This window comes from Peptoniphilus catoniae, from assembly GCF_901447155.2.
Lineage (GTDB): Bacteria > Bacillota > Clostridia > Tissierellales > Peptoniphilaceae > Peptoniphilus_E > Peptoniphilus_E catoniae.
In genome coordinates this window covers 1-1,133 of sequence record NZ_LR588426.1, presented here as the reverse complement: position 1 = coordinate 1,133, position 1,133 = coordinate 1, and the positions used below count along the sequence as shown (strand labels likewise).

Genomic DNA, 1,133 nt, shown 5'->3' with positions numbered 1-1,133 from the left:
ATGGCAAAAGCAAAATTTGAAAGAACCAAACCACACGTAAACATAGGAACAATCGGACACGTAGACCACGGTAAAACAACCCTAACAGCAGCAATAACCCTAATAATGAACAAAAGATACGGCGGAGGAGAATTCGTAGACTACGCCCACATAGACAAAGCACCAGAAGAAAGAGAAAGAGGAATCACAATCTCAACCTCACACGTAGAATACGAAACACCAAACCGTCACTACGCACACGTAGACTGCCCGGGACACGCCGACTACGTAAAGAACATGATAACAGGCGCAGCACAAATGGACGGAGCAATCCTAGTAGTATCAGCAGCAGACGGCCCAATGCCACAAACAAGAGAACACATACTACTAGCAAGACAAGTAGGAGTACCACAAATAGTAGTATTTCTAAACAAAGAAGACCAAGTAGACGATCCAGAACTAATAGAACTAGTAGAAATGGAAGTAAGAGACCTACTATCAGAATACGACTTTGACGGAGACAACACCCCAATAGTAGTAGGAAGCGCACTAAAAGCCCTAGAAGAACCAGACGGAGAGTGGGGAGACAAAATACAAAAACTAATGGAAGAAGTAGACTCCTACATTCCAGAACCAGTAAGAGACATAGACCATCCATTCCTAATGCCAGTAGAAGACGTATTCTCAATAACAGGAAGAGGAACAGTAGCAACAGGAAGAGTAGAAAGAGGAACAGTAAAAGTAGGAGACAACGTAGAAATAGTAGGACTAACAGAAGAAAAAAGAACAGTAGTAGTAACCGGAGTAGAAATGTTCAAGAAACAACTAGACCAAGCACAAGCCGGAGACAACATCGGAGCCCTACTAAGAGGAGTACAAAGAGAAGAAATCGAAAGAGGTCAAGTACTAGCAGCACCAAACTCAATAAAACCCCACACAAAATTCGAAGCAGAAGTATACGTACTAACCAAAGAAGAAGGCGGAAGACACACCCCATTCTTTAACGGCTACAGACCACAATTCTACTTTAGAACCACAGACGTAACAGGAGACATACAACTAGCAGAAGGAGTAGAAATGGTAATGCCCGGAGACAACGCAACCTTCACAGTAGAACTAATCACACCAATAGCAATGGACGAAGGACTAAGATT

Annotated in this window: 1 protein-coding gene; it reads left to right on the top strand. The window is 42.8% G+C overall.

The annotated features are described in order from the left end of the window. On the top strand, nucleotides 1-1,133 hold a 1,133-nt coding region (tuf, locus tag PEPCATONIAE_RS08545), incomplete at its 3' end, for an elongation factor Tu (RefSeq protein ID WP_138160710.1).